Raw genomic sequence first — 17,817 nt, forward strand, 5'->3', positions numbered from 1 at the left:
GTCATCTTGCTGAAGTAATCCTTGATTATCCTTCGTTCGTCGAATCAACGAACAACATGACAAGGACGATGAATGCGATTACTTACGATACCCGCGGATGCTAATCCAAGTTTTTCCAAACTCAATCTGAGCCTTGCTACAACGCCAGAAGAAGTCACCGAAGTGCAACGCCTGCGTTACAAGGTATTTATCGAAAGCATGGGCTTGTCGGCCCTGTCCAACCCGGACGGGCTGGATAAAGATGAATTTGATGACTACTGTGATCATTTGATAGTACGTGACTCCAAGAGCCTGAAAGTAGTTGGCACCTATCGCGTCATGGGACCAAATGCGGCCCGTCAGATGGGGCGCTATTATTCGGAAACAGAATTTGATCTGTCACGCCTGCACAACATCCGCGGCAGCGTGGCAGAAGCTGGTCGTGCCTGCATCCACCCGGATTACCGCAGTGGTGCTGTCATCATGCTGTTGTGGGCTGGCCTGGCTGCTTACATGCGCCGTGAGCGTTGCTCGCACCTCATAGGTTGCGCCAGCATCAGCCTGACCGATGGTGGCCAGAATGCCGCAGCGATTTATCGTGGTTTGACTGCCGGTGATTTTGCTCCGCTTGATTACCGCGTCACGCCGCACGTGCCTTTCCCGCTGGATGAAATCGACAGCAGCGCAACTGAAGCCCGCATCCCACCTTTGCTGAAAGGATATTTGCGTGCCGGTGCCTGGGTTTGCGGTGATCCGGCCTGGGACCCTGATTTTCACAGTGCCGACCTGTTCGTCATGCTGCCATTGGCGAATCTGGACAACCGGTATGCACGTCACTACGGAACAGGGGAGTAGCCATCATGAAAGCAGCCGATCAGTTCCTGAACAGTAAATTGTACAAGTCCGGTAAAAAAGAAACCCAGCGTTTCCGCACCATCTGGATTTCTGATTTGCATTTGGGAACCAGCGGCTGTCAGGCGGCCAAGCTGCTCGAATTCCTGCGCGCTACCGATTCCGAAACCCTGTATCTGGTGGGTGACATCATTGATGGCTGGCAGTTGAAGCGCCGCTGGTACTGGGATCAAACCCACAATAATGTGGTGCAGACCGTATTGAAAAAAGCCAAGAAAGGCACGAATGTTATCTTCGTGCCTGGCAACCATGATGAATCCATACGCCAGTTCATCGACCTCGATTTTGGCGGCATTAAAATCCGTGACGAACTTGTGCATACCACCGCTGCAGGCAAGCGCATGCTGGTGCTGCACGGTGATCGCTTTGATGGTGTGATTGCCTGCGCCAAATGGCTGGCCTATGTGGGTGACAGCATGTACACAGTCATCCTGAAATTCAATCAGGTTTTCAATAACTGGCGCGCACGTGCAGGCATGCCTTACTGGTCGTTGTCACAATACCTGAAACAAAAGGTCAAGAACGCCGTCAGCTATATCACGCAATTTGAAGATGCACTGGCGGATGAAGCGCGTCGCAAAGGCCTGGATGGCATTATCTGTGGCCACATCCACAAGCCAGAAATCCGCGATATCGGCGGCATCCTGTATTGCAATGATGGTGACTGGGTAGAAAGCCTGTCGGCCCTGGTAGAAGATGCGCAGGGCGTGTTAAAACTGGTGACCTGGCATGACATCATCCATCCGGAACCTGCTGCGCTTGAAACCATGGCTGAGGCAGAACATGAAGCGGAACTGGAAGCTGTTGGCACTTAAATCAACAGCCTCTTAATTCGGTGTGGCGGGCTTAAGCCACAACCACAGGCGTAATCCAAACTGGTTGCACACCAGGCCGCCAAGCACCAGCAAGCCAGCGCAGATTTTCCACCACAGCAGCGGTTCATCCAGTATCACGGATGCACTCAGCATGCCAACCACCGGTACCAGCAGGGTGAAAGGCGCTACGGTGGCGGCAGGATATTTGCGCATCAGCCAGGACCAGATGCCAAATCCCAGCAAGGTATTGGGATAGGATTGATAAATAATCGCTGCGACCGATGTCCAGTTCAAGTGTGCATAGGCGGTTTGCCAGGCATCGCTGCCTTCCAGCAGCAAGGATGCAATCATCAACGGCGGACTGGCAATCGCCGAACCCCACACCACCATCGCCAGCGGATTGACGACGCCAATTTTCTTGGTGACGATATTGGCGATGCTCCAGCAAATGCTGCCAGCCACAACCAACAGGAAACCCAGCATGGTAGCCTGGGCTTCGATATGCATGGCAACCAGTGCCATGCCCGACAGGGCAACCAGTGCACCCAGTACCTGCATCAGTTGCGGTTTTTTTTCACCCAGCATCAATACGGCCAGACCCATGGTGAAAAAAGCCTGCAACTGCATCACCAGTGATGCCAGGCCAGCCGGGAACCCAAGCTTCATGCCACAAAACAGCAGGGTGAACTGGAAGGCGAACTGGAACATGCCGTAAGCAATAATCCATTTCCAGGAAGTCTGCGGACGCGGAATGAAAAAAATCAGCGGGAAGGCGGCAAAGACAAACCGGGATGCTGTAAACAACACGGGCGGCAAACCTTGCAGGCCGATCTTGATGACCACAAAATTCACGCCCCAGGTAATGACAGCAATCATGGCGGCGAGAATGTGTACGGGTTTCATCGAGGGGAAATAGTGATGGCAGACCGGTATACTAACAGCTAGCCTGTATTGTTGCTGGCTACCCGGGAAGCTGCGTGAGCTGGCATGCAGCAGCTGTCAGGTTTCAGTTATTTGACGACCAGGTCGGGTGACATGATCGCTTTCAGGTAAGTTTGCGTGACGCTGTTTTCACGCTGTCTTTGTGTGAGCCACCAGACGTTGCCTTTGCGCACGCTGTATTCTTGCAAAGGATGGCCGAGCAGTTCTGCCGCTACCTGACCCAGGTAGGGCTGGTGGCCGACGATCAGTACAGGCTCGCGGCCATTCGGCCAGTTTGCCGCACTTAATACGTCGGCAACGCTGGCGCTTGGTCCCAGCTCTGGCATGATTTTGGATTTTCTACCGCAGGCAATCAACGCTTCTGCTGTGTCTCTGGTACGGATGGTAGGGCTGACCAGGATTTTGCAGGTCTCTGGCAACGTGCTGTCAAGCCAGTAGGCAATCTTGCCTGCCTGTTTTAAACCCTTGCCAGTCAGCTTCCTGAATTCATCAGTGATGTCTGCTGTTTCAGGTTCGGCTTCCGCATGCCGCCAGAGAATTAAATCCATCGTTAGCTATCCGTATCCGATACCGAACCCAGACTGTGCATCAAATGTTGCTGGGCGCAGAAACGCAATTGTTTGGCGCGTACTTTCTTGCGTTCATAACGACCTTCAGAATCCAGCGTCCAGGCGTTCATATTGTCTTTCAGGTAGGGTTCCAGGCCTTCTGATATCACGCGTTTTTTCAGGGATTTTTCGAGCACCGGGAAAGCCACTTCAATGCGACGGAACAGATTGCGGTTCATCCAGTCGGCACTGGCCAGGTGCACATTATGCGCGAGGTCATTGCGGAAGTAATAAATCCGGCTATGTTCAAGGAAGCGGCCAATAATCGAACGTACGCGTATATTTTCTGACAGCCCCGGCACGCCAGGGCGCAAGGCGCAGGCACCACGTATGATCAAATCAATTTTCACGCCATCAGACGAAGCCGCATACAGGGCGCGAATCACCGATTCATCCAGCAGGGCATTCATTTTTGCAATGATGCGCGCCGGGCGGCCTTCGCGCGCTATCCGCGCTTCATTGCGGATGGCCTTGATGATCTGTGGCTGCAATGCAAAAGGGGCCAGCCACAGGTAATCGAGTTTCTTGGGCTTGGTCAGGCCGGTCAAGTGAATGAAGACTTCATTCACTTCTGCTGCCATTTCAGGATGGGCCGTCAACAAACCAAAGTCAGTATAAAAACGGGTAGTGGAAGGGTGGTAGTTGCCCGTACCCAGATGGGCATAGTGACGCAACAGGCCACCTTCTTCACGTCGTATCACCAGCGCCAGTTTGGCATGGGTCTTCAGGCCGACCACACCATACACGACCTGGGCACCGGCGCGTTGCAACTTGTCTGCCCAGTTGATATTGGCTTCTTCATCAAAGCGTGCCATCAGCTCGACAATGACTGTGACTTCCTTGCCCAGCCTGGCTGCCGTGATCAGGGATTCCATCAAATCAGAATTCATGCCGGTACGATAAATTGTCTGCTTGATGGCAACCACACTGGGGTCCAGCGACGCAGAGCGGATGAAATCAATCACGGTCTGGAAAGGCTGGAAGGGGTGATGCAATAAAATATCTTGCTTGCGCAACAGGGTGAATATGTCTGCATGCGCATATTTCACGATGGCTTTGGCTGAGAACGGTGGGAAGCGCAGATTTGCCTGCTTCACATGGTCAACCAGTTCGCCCAGCCTGACCATATTCACCGGGCCATCGACCGGATACAGACGGTCGGTGTCGAGAGAGAACTGCTCCAGCAGGAAGCGCGACAGGTTTTCAGGACAGTTTTTGGCGACTTCCAGGCGCACGGCGGCACCAAACTGGCGGGTTTGCAATTCGCCTTGCAGTGCCTGACGCAGATTCTTGACTTCTTCTTCATCCACCCACAGATCGCTGTCACGGGTCACGCGAAATTGTGAGTAATATAAGACTTCACGTCCATTGAACAAGTCTTCAATGTGCGAGTGAATAACGGATGACAGCAGGCAAAATGCCATGCCATTGTTCGACAGTTCATCAGGCAGACGTATGATGCGCGGCAAGACGCGGGGTGCCTTGACGATGGCAATGGCAGTACCACGACCAAAAGCATCCTTGCCGGCCAGTGAGACGATGAAATTCAAACTCTTGTTGACCACCTGCGGGAAAGGGTGGGCCGGATCCAGACCTATCGGCGTCAACAACGGGCGCACTTCACGTTCAAAATAGGCTTTGACCCAGGCACGCTGCGCTTCATTGCGTTCTGAGTGACGCAGCAGGTGTATGCCTTTCTTGGATAACTGCGGCAGGATTTCCTGGTTCAGTAGCTCATATTGCCTTTGTGCTAATTGATGACATTCCTTGCTGATTCTTTCCAGCATGGCTTGAAAGCCCGGATGTTGTACCAGTTCACCATCTATGGTGTTCTGGGCCAGCAGGCTGGCTACCCTGACTTCAAAGAATTCATCCAGGTTGCTGCCGACGATGCACAAGTATTTCAGGCGTTCAAGCAATGGGATGCTGCGGTCTTCAGCCTGTGCCAGCACGCGCCAGTTAAAAGCGATTTGTGACATTTCGCGGTCAAGGAAGATGACTGAACGTGACAGTTCCGCAGGCACTTCCTTGGCAGGCTTGGCTGTTTTGACAAGTTTTGGTGCTTTGGCCAGCTTCTCGGCAGGCTTGTTTTCTGCAATGGCTTCCTGTTTCATTTCTTCTGACGCTGTCGTTGAAGAGGGGACTACCTGGTTGGGCATAGTGTTTCGCATGTCATAAAAGCCATCATATATATACACACTGATATTTTAGTTGGCTTGCATGACAAGTTTATGACATATAAATGGTGAAAAACATAATTATTTCATGTGCTTTGTAATACGTCATAATCTTGTCATATTTGGCTTGTACAGTGCGCCTCGTAGTACTAAATACCTGTTATTTAACTCTGAGGTGAACATGCAAATCAAACGTGTTGTCAAAACTCTCATCGCTGCAATCGGCGTTGCTGTCACATTCGGCGCTGCCCAAGCTGCCGATATTACCGGCGCTGGCGCGACTTTCCCTTATCCAATCTATGCCAAATGGGCTGAAGCCTATAAAAAATCCAGCGGCAACGGTTTGAATTACCAGTCTATCGGTTCTGGTGGTGGTATCAAGCAGATCAAAGCAAAAACTGTGGATTTTGGCGCATCTGACATGCCATTGAAAGCAGAAGAGCTGGATGCTGAAGGCCTGACACAGTTCCCTGCCATTATCGGTGGTGTGGTTCCTGTTGTGAATCTGGACGGTATCGCTCCAGGCAAAATGAAAATGACAGGTGACGTATTGGCCGCCATTTACATGGGTAAAATCACCAAATGGAATGCACCTGAAATCGCAGCCATCAACCCAGGTTTGAAATTGCCTGCAGAAGATATCACTGTCGTGCACCGTTCTGACGGTTCCGGCACGACCTTCCTGTGGACTGACTACCTGAGCAAAGTCAATGCTGAATTCAAAACAGCTGTCGGTTCTTCCACTGCCGTTAAATGGCCAGTTGGTGTCGGCGGCAAAGGCAATGAAGGCGTTGCTTCCAGTGTCAAGCAAATCAGAAATTCCATCGGCTATGTTGAATATGCCTACGTCAAGAAAAACAAGATGGCTTACACCTTGTTGAAAAATGCAGATGGTCAGTTTGCAGAACCTGATGATGAAAACTTCAAAGCTGCTGCTGCCGGTGCTGACTGGAGCAAAGCGCCAGGCATGTACCTGGTACTGACTAACCAGCCTGGCAAAATCACCTGGCCTATCACTGGTGCTTCTTTCATCCTGATGCACAAAGCACAGGCTGATGCTGAAAAAGGCAAAGAAGTATTGAAATTCTTTGACTGGGCATTAAAAAATGGTGGAGCCATGGCTGCTGAGCTGGATTACGTGTCCCTGCCCGCACCGGTTGTGAAATTGATCGAAGACGGCTGGAAAGCAAAAATCAAAGATGCTTCCGGCAAGGCGCTGTGGTAATAAAAAGCTTTAACCTGTTCAGAACTTGAACTAAACAGAATAAGGTAATCCGGGACTGCCCGGATTACCTTCCGGTGGAAAAGACACCCATGACTACCCAAATGTCCTCCGTCAACATGACTGCACCAACTGCAATCCCACCCACAGCCAATATGGCACAGCAGCAGTCGAATCAGGTTGATTCGGTAAAAATGGCTGCAGTGATGCGCCGTCAGCGCTGGCAAGATTTCTTTTTTCATAAACTGACCTTCACTTTCGCCGCTCTCGTGCTGGTCGTGCTGGTCGGTATCATAGTTTCCCTGTTTTTGCGCTCCATTCCGGCGATGAAGGAATTCGGTCTGCCCTTCATCTGGACGATAGAGTGGGACCCTGTCAATGACAAGTTTGGCGGCATGATCGCCATCGTCGGCACACTGGTGACATCAATCATTGCATTGGTGATTGCTTTCCCTGTCAGTTTTGGTATCGCCTTGTTTCTGACAGAAATTTGCCCGAACTGGCTCAAGCGCCCTTTAGGTACGGCGATTGAATTGCTGGCTGGCGTGCCCAGTATTATTTATGGCATGTGGGGTTTGTTTGTATTTGCTCCATTGTTTTCTCAATATGTGCAGCCGGTGTTGGCTGCAACGCTGGGCAAATTGCCGCTCATCGGTATTTTGTTCTCTGGCCCCATGATAGGTATGGGCATGCTCTCCGCCGGGATAGTTCTGGCGATCATGATCATCCCGTTCATCTCTTCAGTCATGCGTGACGTGTTTGAAGTGGTGCCGCCGGTATTGAAAGAATCTGCTTACGGCCTTGGTTGCACCAAGTGGGAAGTGGTACGCAAGATCGTGCTGCCATACACAAAGATAGGTGTAGTCGGCGGCGTCATGCTGGGCTTGGGGCGTGCACTGGGTGAAACCATGGCGATTACTTTCATGATCGGTAATTCACATCACTTGTCCTGGTCACTGTTTGCAGCCGGGAATAGTATCGCTTCGACTCTGGCGAATGAATTTGCGGAAGCAGAAACAGTCTTGCACACATCTTCATTATTCTTGCTTGGCCTGATTTTGTTTGTCATCACTTTCATTGTATTGTCTGCTGCCAAACTGATGTTGCTGGGCCTGTCCAGAAAAGAAGGAGCCAAATAATGGAAAACTCAACAATGCAATCTGCCAGCAACCCGGTGTATCGCCGTCGTTTGCTCATGCACAAACTGGGGATAGGCTTGTCGTCATTTGCCATGGCGCTGGGTATATTCTTCCTGATGTGGATATTGTATACCTTGATGACAAAAGGATTGAGTGCCGTCAGCATCGCCATGTTTACAGAGTCGACACCTGCGCCCGGTAGTGATGGCGGCGGTTTGATGAATGCGATCTTTGGTAGTTTTGTGATGGTTGTCAGTGCTGCCCTGATCTCTACACCTATCGGTATCCTGGCCGGTATTTACCTGGCAGAGTACGGTGATAAAAGCTGGTTTGGTTTCGTTACGCGCTTTGTGACCGACATCATGTTGTCTGCCCCGTCTATCGTGATTGGTTTGTTTGTGTATGCGATCTATGTTGCTAACGTCAAGCATTTCTCTGGCTGGGCTGGCAGTATCGCCATCTCATTGATTGCCATTCCAGTGGTTGTCCGTACTACCGATAATATGCTGGGCCTGGTACCGGCCAGTTTGCGCGAAGCTGCATTTGCACTCGGCGCACCACGCTGGAAAGTGGCTTTGCTGATACGTTTGCGCGCTGTCAAAGCGGGCGTAGTGACTGGTATCTTGCTGGCGGTTGCACGTATTTCCGGGGAAACCGCGCCTTTGCTGTACACCGCCCTGAGCAATCAGTTCTTCAATGCCGACATGAACAAGCCCATGGCTAACCTGCCGATGGTGATTTATCAGTTTGCCATGAGCCCCTACGACAACTGGCGTGAGCTGGCCTGGGGTGGTGCCTTGCTGATTACTTTCAGCGTTCTCGGTTTGAATATTTTGTCGCGCACTTTGTTTAACCAAAAAACACAGCATTAATACTGGCCTCGATATGACTACTACTCAAGACTCTACTCAGAAAAAAGCGATCGAAATCGGCGGGCTGAATTTCTACTACGGCGCAACCCGTAGCCTGCGCGATATCAATCTGAATATCTATGACAAGAAAGTAACTGCCTTTATCGGCCCGTCCGGCTGTGGTAAATCCACTTTGTTACGTACGCTGAACCGTATGTACGATCTGTATCCTGGCCAGCGTGCAGAAGGCAATATCATTTATAACGGCAAGAATATCCTGGATGCTGATCAGGATATCAATTTGCTGCGCGCCCGCGTTGGCATGGTGTTCCAGAAGCCTACACCTTTCCCTATGTCGGTCTACGACAATATCGCCTTTGGTGTGCGTCTGTATGAAAACCTGTCCAAAGGTGAGATGGATGAGCGCGTTGAATGGGCACTGAAAAAGGCCGCTATCTGGACTGAAGTCAAAGACAAACTCAACAAGAGCGGCTTGAGCCTGTCTGGTGGTCAGCAGCAGCGGCTGTGTATCGCCCGTGGTGTATCCGTCAGGCCGGAAGTGTTGCTGCTGGATGAACCAACATCCGCACTGGATCCGATTTCTACGGTGAAAATCGAAGAACTGATCAATGAGCTGAAAGAAGAGTACACCATCGCCATCGTTACCCATAATATGCAACAGGCGGCGCGTTGTTCTGACTATACCGCCTACATGTATCTGGGCGAACTGGTCGAATTCGGTGAGACAGATCATATCTTCATGAACCCGGTGAAGAAAGAGACACAAGACTATATAACTGGCCGTTTCGGCTAAGAAAACGACAGCCTGCCTTGTTTGTCGGCCCGTATTGCATGCGGGTCAGACACAAGGCGGCAGAGTGGTGTTTTAATTATTGCAATTGCGAATTCAGGAGAAACCTGTGACAGGCGAACATTCTTCAAAACAATATGATATGGATCTGGAGACAATACGCTCCAAGGTCTTGTTGATGGGCGGCCTGGTGGAAAGCCATTTCCATGATGCGATGTCCTGCTTCCGTACAGGTAATGCTGAACAGGCAGAAGCAGTGATACAGTCTGACCTTGAAGTCAACCGGCTGGAAGTCAGCCTGGACGATATGTGCAGCCACCTTATCGTCAAACGCCAGCCCGCCGCGAATGACCTGCGTACCGTCATGGCGACTGGTAAAGTGATTACCGATCTTGAACGCATCGGCGATGAGTCGACTAAAATTGCACGTATTTCCAGGGATGCTGCAACCAGCAAACGTGGTGCACCAATGTTCAGCGGCTATGAAACCGTGCGCGTACTGGCCAGCAGTGTGGCAGACATGCTGCATCAGGCGCTGGATGCCTTTGCCCGTCAGGACGGTGCCAAGGCGGTGCAGTTGATTGCGCAGGATGCGATTATTGACAATGATTTCCGCTCCATCATGCGTAATCTGATTACTTTCATGATGGAAGACCCATCTACGATATCATCTTCCCTGAATGCCCTGTGGGTAGCGAAGGCGATAGAACGTATCGGCGATCACGCCAAGAATATTGCCGAACATACGATTTATATCGTTGAAGGCAAGGACATTCGTCATTCCGACTATGTGGCTAGCAAGCAGGAACAACAGAATTAATTATTGATAATGGCTACAGACACAACAATACTCATTGTGGAAGATGAGCCGGCAATCGTGGAACTGGTGAGTTTTTCACTGCGGGCCGCTGGCTGGAACACTTTTGCGGTCAACTCTACAGCAGAAGCCTGGGATTATTTGCAGCGCCGTACTCCGCAACTGATTTTACTGGACTGGATGTTGCCAGATCAGAGCGGCTTGCGACTTTTGTCCAAGATACGTTCTGACCGTCAGTTCAATGAAATCCCGGTTATCATGCTGACGGCGAAAAGCATGGAAGAAGACAAGATTGCCGGCCTCGATCATGGTGCCGACGATTACGTAACCAAGCCTTTTTCACCACGTGAACTGACTGCCAGGATCAAGGCGCTGTTGCGTCGCAAGAGCCCTGAGCATGCACAAACTGCCCTGACTGCCGGGCCGGTCGTGCTTGATCCGGTCAGTTGCACAGTCAAGATTGAAGACAGCAAGGTGGATATTGGCCATGCAGAATACAAACTGCTGAAATTCTTCATGGCTCATCCTGAACGGGTTTTCTCGCGCAGCCAGTTGCTCGACAAGGTCTGGGGTGATCATGTCGTCATTGAAGAAAGGACCGTTGACGTGCATGTTCTGCGTCTGCGCAAGGTCTTGAAAAATGCCGAATCCCTGATCAAGACAGTGCGTAGCGTAGGCTATATGCTGTCTGAAAAATAAGAGCGGCCTACCTGGCATAGGCTGTCAGTCTGAGCACCATTTATGCGAATCACATCAGTTCATCGTGTAGGGTTAGCAGCAAGCCATGTTGCTGCCACCCCGCATCTGACTGCATCATCGCTTGCCTCAGTGACTTTGCTTGCTGCCGTTCATGGCAAGGATGTTGAGAAAACACACCATTCTTTTTCAGATAGAGTAAGCTTGATAATGTATCAAGTTCGGTATCAAGCTCAGTATCAAGCTCAGTATCAAGCTCAGTATCAAGTTAAACAAGCTTGGGCATGCCGGACAGGTGCCGGAAACAAGCCGACAATAAGCCGACTATCGGTATAACTTGGTGCAAGTAGCCATCTATCATTCCAAGCAATATTCAGGATCATTCATGTCACCACGCCTCATTTTCTGGATTTCTGCGTTTGTGCGTATTTTAGTCGTATTGATAGGAACTGCCTTCGCTGCCTATCTGTGGGGAGCGATTACCGGCCTGTTGATAGGCATGGCAGGGCTGATTGGCCTGTTTTGTATCCAGCTGTTTTATCTGCAGCGACTGGCAGACTGGCTGGATCATCCCAGCAGTTCGCGCTTGCCGGATGGCTGGGGTGCCTGGACTGATATTTTTTCACGCTTGTACAAACTGCGTCGTGGCGATGAAAAAAACCAGGCTGAGCTGGCAGAATGGCTGGCGCGTTTTCGCCAGGCCATGACCCTGTTGCCAGACGGTGTGGTGATCATGGATGATGTGCTGTTCCTCGAATGGTGTAACCCTGCAGCGGAAAGTCATCTGGGCCTGAGCCTGGCGCAAGACAAGGGCATGCGCGTCACCAATCTGGTACGCAGCCCGGAATTTATGGATTACATCATCCTGGGACGCTACGAGACGCCCTTGACGCTGTCCTTTCGTGACCGCAAGCTGATTGCACATATCATCCCGTTTGAAAACCGCCGTCAGATCCTGGTGACCCACGATGTCACCGAGTCTGAACGCATAGACATGATGCGGCGTGACTTTATCGCCAATGCCTCGCATGAATTGCGCACACCTTTGACCGTCATCAACGGCTTTCTGGAAATTGCATCAATGCAGGCTGATCTGGATAACCAGACCCGCAATATGCATTTGAAACTGATGACAGAGCAGGGCGAACGCATGCAGCGCCTGGTCGAAGACATGCTGACCCTGACCAGGCTGGAATCGGTCGATTACCCACCGCGCCCCGAACGTATCAACATGCTGGGTTTGCTGGAGCAGATATTGCAGGAAGCGCATGCCCTGTCCGCTGGCAAGCACACGATTACCCTGGAATGCACCGGGCCGGACATACGTGGCAGCAATGACGAAATCCGCAGTGCGCTAACCAATCTGGTGACGAATGCAATCCGGTATACGCCAGAAAACGGTCATATCAAAATCAGCTGGATAGATACCGCGCAGGGGCCGAAATTTGCGGTACAGGATGACGGCATAGGTATCAGCGCCGAACATATCTCACGCCTGACAGAGCGCTTTTACCGCGTCGATAAAAGTCGTTCACGCGAAACCCAGGGCACCGGCCTGGGCCTGGCGATCGTCAAGCACGTGCTGCTGCGGCACAAAGCAAACCTGCTGATCGAATCCACACCGGATGTCGGCAGCAAGTTCTGCGTGCAATTTCCTGGTACGGCGGTCAGCACATGAATCTCTTTATTGCTTTTGGATGTGCCGGACAATGACGTGGGATGGGATTTTGTTAATGCCCGATCCTTATCTGTTGTTGTCCATAGCTTGTAGCACGGGCATATATACAGTGCCAGAATACAATCTGGCATTGATAGAATTACCGGCTTGCAGGATTATTTTTTCTTGCTTTCTTCGTAGGCCTGGAGCATGTCGGACACCAGCACGCCATCTATCCGCATGCCAGTGAAATCACAGGCTTCCATCGTTACATTGACGAAAGAGATATCCCTGAAGCGGCAGGCTTCCATATCCACGCTATGGAATGAACTGGCACGCAACTGAACCTGATCAAAATTTGAATTGGCCAAATCCACATTATGGAAATTCCGGCCCTGCAATAATTTATTGTCTTCCATGGCGTGCCTTGTCATGTGGATGGAGATCATTCTGGGGATCAGATTACCCATCGCAAGCTGCAATGGGTAATCCTGGTCGTTTAGTGCAGCAATGCCCTGGTTCTTTCCTTCAGCCATTCCAGCGCCGCACCGCTGACGCGGGCCGACAGGCGTTGCAGGACTGTAGCATGGTAGTCATTGAGCCACTTGATTTCATCTGCACGCAGCAAGCTGATGGTGATGCAGCGTGTGTCTATGGGGCAGAGCGTCAGGGTTTCAAATTCCAGGTATTCACCAAATTCGGTTTGCATGGCTGGCACGTTCAAGAGCAGGTTTTCTATCCTGACACCCCATTTGCCGGGGCGGTAAATACCTGGCTCATTGGATGTGATCATGCCGGGTTCCATCGCCATATGGGCTTCTGCTATGGTTCCGGAAATATTTTGCGGGCCTTCGTGCACATTCAGAAAATAGCCGACGCCATGGCCGGTGCCATGGCCATAGTTGATGCCGTCGGCCCAGATGGGGGCGCGGGCGACAGTATCGAGCATGGGTGACAGGGTGCCGCGCGGATAGCGCATTTGCGAGAGATTGATCATGCCCTTCAACACCAGGGTGAAGTCACGCTTTTGTGCGTCGGATACCTGGCCTATAGGCATGACACGGGTAATGTCAGTCGTGCCATTCAGGTATTGGCCACCAGAATCGATAAGCAGCAAACCATCGCCTTCAATCACCGAATGCGATTCTTTGGTGGCGCGATAATGTGGCATGGCACCGTTGGCATTGAAGCCGGCAATGGTACTGAAGCTGGGCGAGACAAAGTGTGGCTGGCGTGCGCGGGCAGCGCAGATTTCTTCATCAATAGTCAGCTCGGTGATGCCTTGCTTGCCAAGTGCACCTTCCAGCCAGCTAAAGAATTCACACAGGGCAGCACCATCCTGTTCCATGGCTTCACGCACGTATTGTGCTTCTTGTGCAGTCTTGCGCGATTTGGCAAAGACCGAGGGATTGATGGCCTCTACCACGCGCACAGTGGCTGGTATGGTCTGGCGGAAACCAAACGTGATACGGCGCGGGTCTATCATGATGCTGCTGCCCGCAGGCAGGGCAGACAGGGCGGTTGCCGCATTGCCGTAGTCAGACAGGCTGACACCATCTTGCGCCAGTGTCGTTGCCAGTTCGGCCGGTACTTTACCGTTGGATACAAACAGTGTTGCTTCATTCTGACTGATCAGGGCATGGCCGACAAACACCGGGTTATAGCTGACGTCAGAGCCGCGCAGATTGAAAATCCAGGCCAGGTCATCCACGGTGGATACAAAATGCCAGTCGGCGTTCATACTGCGCATCTGTTCACGCAGCATGGTCAGTTTGTCGGCACGCGATACCACGGCATACGGCGCTGCATGTTCATAAATCGGCGCTTGCGGCAAGCTTGGGCGTTGATCCCAGACCTGTTGTAAAAGATCTGTGCCGGTATCGAGTTGTATGTCTTTGGCCTTCAAAGCTTGTTCCAGTGCCCTGGCGGTTGCCAGCCCCAGGACCATGCCATCCACCCCGGCGGTCTGTCCTGTTTGCAGATTTTCTGCCAGCCAGTCTATGTAGAGCGTGGCAGCTGCAGAGGCGATTTTCATCATCTTGATACCGGTCGGTGCCAGTTCTGTTTCTGCCGAACTCCAGTAGCGGCTATCGACCCATAAGCCGGCAAAATCGGCGGTGACTATCAGCGTACCTACCGAGCCGGTAAAGCCGGAAAAATAAGTGCGCCCCTGCCAGCGGTCAGGCAGGTATTCCGACAGATGGGGGTCTGATGAGGGAACGATATACGCATCCAGCCCCTGCGCCTTCATGGCAGCGCGTAATTGCACCAGACGTGCGGGAATCGGGGAAGTGACGGCAGAAGGGCTAATGGGGCTGTTCATGGATGGATTTCCAAATCAGGATAGACAGGGGTGCTAGCAGTGTATGCAGTTTAAGCAATTTAATAAGCAACAGCCATGGCAGTTGCGCAACAAGCAATGCCAGACAGGCGGCAGGCAATGGCCTGCAATAAATTAAAACAAGGAAGAGTATACCTAAAATAGTTCAGATGCGAGAGCCTATGCCGATTTCGCTAGTTACGCAGAAAACGCCGCATGACGTAAGGGGCAGGTTCATTAGGGTTGGCGTGGGAATATTCAAGCTCGGGCGCCAATTCAAATTCATAGGCTGCGTACACGTCCAGCAGGCGTGGCTGGTCACTGCGTACCCCCAGTCGTAATTCTTCTATGCCGGCAATCTGGGCAGCGTGGATGACGGCTTCCAGCAAGTGTTGTGACAGGGCTTCGCCACGAAAAGCGGGCAGCACACCCATGCGCAACATTTCCCAGCAATTGCTTTCTGTGTCTACCGGCAACCAGCGCACCGAACCCACAGGTTCTTCATCGACAAGCAGTACAAAACCGCCACCCTGCATCAAATCATGGTTGACCCGTTCACTGTTTTCATGATGACCGGTGGAGCTGCCCGCGACCTTTTCGGACCAGCAAGTGCGGGTCAGATGCGCGATCAGTTGCGCATCTTCAAAGGTGGCTTCACGGACGACGATATGCATAATCAAAACGAAGCACAGGCAGGTATTAACGAACGCGCATGCCTGGCTGGGCACCAGGCCATGCTTCCAGTATGTACAAGCCAGGGTTGGCTTTTTCATCGGCTGCCGAAGCGGCCAGTACCATGCCTTCAGATAGGCCGAACTTCATCTTGCGCGGTGCCAGGTTGGCCACCATGACGGTGAATTTACCTATCAATTGTTCTGGCTGGTAAGCTGACTTGATGCCCGAAAACACATTGCGGGTGCGGCCTTCGCCGACATCCAGGGTCAGGCGCAAGAGCTTGTCCGAACCTTCTACATGTTCACAATTGACGATCTTGGCAATGCGCAAATCCACTTTGGCAAAGTCATCAATCTTGATTTCTTCGGCCAATGCTTCGATGTCGCTTGCTGCCGTATCATCAGCCGCGCTTGCCTGGGCAGGAACCGCAGCAGGGGCATCAAACAAGTCATCAAAAATCTTGATGTCCACCCTTTGCATCAGGTGAGTATAAGGATTGATCTTGTGATGGTGCGGCAACGGTGTCGCTACATCTGCCCATTGCAGTGGGGTGATATTCAATTGCGTTTCTACCTGTGCTGCCAGTTGCGGCAAGACCGGTTTCAGGAAGATGGTCAGGATGCGGAAGGCTTCCAGCAAGCGGCTGCAGACTTCCTGCAATTTGGCATCGTTCTCTGGCTTTTTCGCCAGTTCCCAGGGTTTGTTGGAATCGACATAGGCATTCACCAGATCAGCCTGTTCCATGGCAGCACGCAGGGCCTTGCCATATTCGCGTGCTTCAAACAGAGCCTGGATTTCTGGCGCGACCTTGCGCAGATTATTCAGGAAGGCATCATCCGCCGTCGCCCAGTCAGTCGCGATAACGCCATCGAAACGCTTGGTGATGAAACCCGCAGCGCGGCTGGCGATGTTGATGTATTTGCCGATCAGGTCAGAATTGACGCGCGCAACGAAGTCATCCGGATTCATATCCAGATCTTCCACCTTGGCATTCAGCTTGGCGGCGAAGTAATAACGCAGCCATTCCGGATTCATGCCAATTTCCAGGTAACGCAGCGGTGAAATGCCGGTGCCACGTGACTTCGACATTTTTTCGCCGGAGACAGTCACAAAACCGTGCGCATACACATTGTCTGGTGTCTTATAACCAGAAAACTTCAGCATTGCAGGCCAGAACAAAGTATGGAAGTAGGTGATGTCTTTGCCGATGAAATGGATTTGCTCTGTCGTCGGGTCAGCCATGAAAGCATCGTAATCACGACCGGTCTTGCCGAAGTAATTCTTCAGCGACGCCAGGTAACCGACAGGTGCATCCAGCCAGACATAGAAATATTTGCCCGGCTGATCAGGAATTTCGATACCGAAGTAAGGTGCATCGCGGCTGATATCCCAGTCGCCCAGACCGCCTTCGCCTTCCAGCCATTCCTTGCATTTATTCGCCACCTCGGATTGCAGGCGATTGTCTTTCAAGGCCCAGCCACGCAGGAATTCCACGCATTTTTCATCTGACAATTTGAAGAAGAAATGCTCAGACGATTTCATGATCGGTGTGGCACCGGTCAGGACAGAGTAGGGGTTCTTCAAATCAGTCGGCGCATACACGGCGCTACAGACTTCACAGGAATCACCATACTGATCCTTGGCACCACATTTTGGGCATTCACCCTTGATGTAACGGTCAGGCAGGAACATGTTTTTGACTGGGTCAAAGAACTGTTCTATGGTTTTGCTGGTGATGAAGCCGGCAGATTTCAGCTTGCGATAAATATCTTGCGACAACTGATGGTTTTCTTCGCCATCGGTTGAATGCCAGTTATCAAACTGAATATGGAAACCATCGAGGTATTGTTTGCGTCCAGCCGCGATCTGCGCCACAAAAGCCTGTGGTGTGATGCCGGCTTTTTCAGCCGCAATCATGATAGGTGCACCGTGTGCATCATCCGCGCCGACGAAATGTACCTCGTTACCCGACATTCGCTGATGCCTTACCCAGATGTCAGCCTGGATATACTCCATGATGTGACCAAGGTGGAAAGGCGCATTCGCGTACGGCAGGGCAGTGGTAACAAACAGCTTACGGGTCATGGTTGATGCACTTTTTATGAACGGACAAGGGCATTATTCTAACAGCGAAAGCCTGAATTGAAGCCGCTTTGCCCTTGCCGCAGGCATGGGGGTGGTGTTTTTATGTGTTTT

The 17,817-nt window shown here is 51.6% G+C and carries 16 protein-coding genes; 9 read left to right on the forward strand and 7 right to left on the reverse strand.

The features are described 5' to 3' along the window. The first annotated feature begins 72 nt into the window (after window positions 1-72). Together ACO0K9_RS14435 and ACO0K9_RS14440 are read left to right on the forward strand one after the other, a co-directional pair. Window positions 73-834 carry a GNAT family N-acetyltransferase gene (locus ACO0K9_RS14435; RefSeq protein WP_422986054.1) on the forward strand — a complete coding sequence of 254 codons (762 nt, stop codon included), beginning with the start codon at window positions 73-75 and terminating at the stop codon, window positions 832-834. A gap of 5 nt (window positions 835-839) precedes the next feature. Next, window positions 840-1,706 (forward strand): UDP-2,3-diacylglucosamine diphosphatase, encoded by an 867-nt coding sequence (locus ACO0K9_RS14440; protein ID WP_422986056.1) that lies wholly within the window; start codon window positions 840-842, stop codon window positions 1,704-1,706. A gap of 12 nt (window positions 1,707-1,718) precedes the next feature. On the opposite strand, the gene ACO0K9_RS14445 is transcribed toward ACO0K9_RS14440, so the two are convergent. The 3 genes from ACO0K9_RS14445 to ppk1 form a co-directional block, all read right to left on the reverse strand. Further along, window positions 1,719-2,609: an EamA family transporter gene (locus ACO0K9_RS14445; protein ID WP_422986058.1), complete on the reverse strand. Its 891-nt coding sequence runs from the start codon at window positions 2,607-2,609 to the stop codon at window positions 1,719-1,721. Window positions 2,610-2,716: 107 nt separating this feature from the next. Further along, window positions 2,717-3,196 carry a phosphohistidine phosphatase SixA gene (sixA, locus tag ACO0K9_RS14450; RefSeq protein WP_422986060.1) on the reverse strand — a complete coding sequence of 160 codons (480 nt, stop codon included), beginning with the start codon at window positions 3,194-3,196 and terminating at the stop codon, window positions 2,717-2,719. 2 nt (window positions 3,197-3,198) lie between these two features. Continuing rightward, window positions 3,199-5,370, reverse strand: a complete 2,172-nt coding sequence (gene ppk1 / locus ACO0K9_RS14455) for a polyphosphate kinase 1 (protein WP_422986335.1) — start codon at window positions 5,368-5,370, stop codon at window positions 3,199-3,201. Between the two features lie 244 nt (window positions 5,371-5,614). Here ppk1 and pstS point away from each other — a divergent pair, with 244 nt between their 5' ends. The 7 genes from pstS (at window position 5,615) to phoR (ending at window position 12,647) form a co-directional block, all read left to right on the forward strand. After that, entirely contained in the window at window positions 5,615-6,658 is a 1,044-nt protein-coding gene (gene pstS, locus ACO0K9_RS14460) for a phosphate ABC transporter substrate-binding protein PstS (protein ID WP_422986062.1), read from the forward strand. 152 nt (window positions 6,659-6,810) lie between these two features. Next, on the forward strand, window positions 6,811-7,794 hold the full coding sequence (pstC, locus tag ACO0K9_RS14465) for a phosphate ABC transporter permease subunit PstC (protein WP_422986337.1): 984 nt from the start codon (window positions 6,811-6,813) through the stop codon (window positions 7,792-7,794). Further along, window positions 7,794-8,666: a phosphate ABC transporter permease PstA gene (gene pstA / locus ACO0K9_RS14470; RefSeq protein ID WP_422986064.1), complete on the forward strand. Its 873-nt coding sequence runs from the start codon at window positions 7,794-7,796 to the stop codon at window positions 8,664-8,666. The genes pstC and pstA overlap by 1 nt, the downstream gene beginning before the upstream one ends. Before the next feature lie 13 nt (window positions 8,667-8,679). Continuing rightward, entirely contained in the window at window positions 8,680-9,459 is a 780-nt protein-coding gene (gene pstB / locus ACO0K9_RS14475; RefSeq protein ID WP_422986066.1) for a phosphate ABC transporter ATP-binding protein PstB, read from the forward strand. 106 nt (window positions 9,460-9,565) lie between these two features. Then, window positions 9,566-10,276 carry a phosphate signaling complex protein PhoU gene (phoU, locus tag ACO0K9_RS14480; protein WP_422986068.1) on the forward strand — a complete coding sequence of 237 codons (711 nt, stop codon included), beginning with the start codon at window positions 9,566-9,568 and terminating at the stop codon, window positions 10,274-10,276. 9 nt (window positions 10,277-10,285) lie between these two features. Continuing rightward, a complete protein-coding gene (phoB, locus tag ACO0K9_RS14485; protein ID WP_241457019.1) occupies window positions 10,286-10,972 on the forward strand; it encodes a phosphate regulon transcriptional regulator PhoB in 687 nt (228 codons plus the stop codon). 382 nt (window positions 10,973-11,354) lie between these two features. Then, on the forward strand, window positions 11,355-12,647 hold the full coding sequence (gene phoR, locus ACO0K9_RS14490) for a phosphate regulon sensor histidine kinase PhoR (RefSeq protein WP_422986070.1): 1,293 nt from the start codon (window positions 11,355-11,357) through the stop codon (window positions 12,645-12,647). 155 nt (window positions 12,648-12,802) lie between these two features. On the opposite strand, the gene ACO0K9_RS14495 is transcribed toward phoR, so the two are convergent. From ACO0K9_RS14495 to metG, 4 genes are all read right to left on the reverse strand, one after another. Further along, a complete protein-coding gene (locus ACO0K9_RS14495; RefSeq protein ID WP_422986072.1) occupies window positions 12,803-13,162 on the reverse strand; it encodes a pentapeptide repeat-containing protein in 360 nt (119 codons plus the stop codon). Further along, window positions 13,126-14,949, reverse strand: a complete 1,824-nt coding sequence (locus tag ACO0K9_RS14500) for an aminopeptidase P family protein (protein ID WP_422986074.1) — start codon at window positions 14,947-14,949, stop codon at window positions 13,126-13,128. Before ACO0K9_RS14500 ends, ACO0K9_RS14495 begins: the two co-directional genes overlap by 37 nt. A 191-nt stretch (window positions 14,950-15,140) precedes the next feature. Continuing rightward, window positions 15,141-15,620, reverse strand: coding sequence for a GNAT family N-acetyltransferase (locus ACO0K9_RS14505; RefSeq protein WP_422986076.1), 480 nt, complete (start codon window positions 15,618-15,620; stop codon window positions 15,141-15,143). A gap of 25 nt (window positions 15,621-15,645) precedes the next feature. Further along, window positions 15,646-17,706, reverse strand: coding sequence for a methionine--tRNA ligase (metG, locus tag ACO0K9_RS14510; protein WP_422986078.1), 2,061 nt, complete (start codon window positions 17,704-17,706; stop codon window positions 15,646-15,648). Window positions 17,707-17,817 lie beyond the last annotated feature (111 nt).

This window comes from Undibacterium sp. Ji50W (assembly GCF_049340445.1).
In the GTDB taxonomy this organism is placed as follows: domain Bacteria; phylum Pseudomonadota; class Gammaproteobacteria; order Burkholderiales; family Burkholderiaceae_D; genus Undibacterium.